Genomic DNA, 230 nt, shown 5'->3' with positions numbered 1-230 from the left:
GCATTTCCACGGCGCTGAAGGTGTCGGGTGTCTCGATCAGTTTTATTTGCGGGAATTCGCGACGCAGATAATCCACCATCGGATTGCCCTGGGCGATGGTCAGGCGCTTGCCCTGCATCTGTTCGAGATTGGTTGGGCTACCGGCCAGTTTTCGCGTCAGCAGGACAAACGAGTTCTGCAGGTAGGGCCGTGTGAAATTCAGGTTAGCTTCACGTTGGGTGCTGGGGAGC

1 protein-coding gene is annotated in these 230 nt (G+C 56.5%); it reads right to left on the bottom strand.

Features of this window, described 5'->3' with window-relative positions:
* The coding region (locus tag AAEZ06_RS28390) for a type 2 periplasmic-binding domain-containing protein (protein ID WP_350617550.1) at positions 1-230 on the bottom strand (230 nt) is incomplete at both ends.

The sequence above is a fragment of the Pseudomonas sp. HY7a-MNA-CIBAN-0227 genome, assembly GCF_040310325.1.
GTDB lineage: Bacteria > Pseudomonadota > Gammaproteobacteria > Pseudomonadales > Pseudomonadaceae > Aquipseudomonas.
Note: the sequence above shows the minus strand (reverse complement) of the source record. Positions and strands in the feature narration are given on the sequence as shown.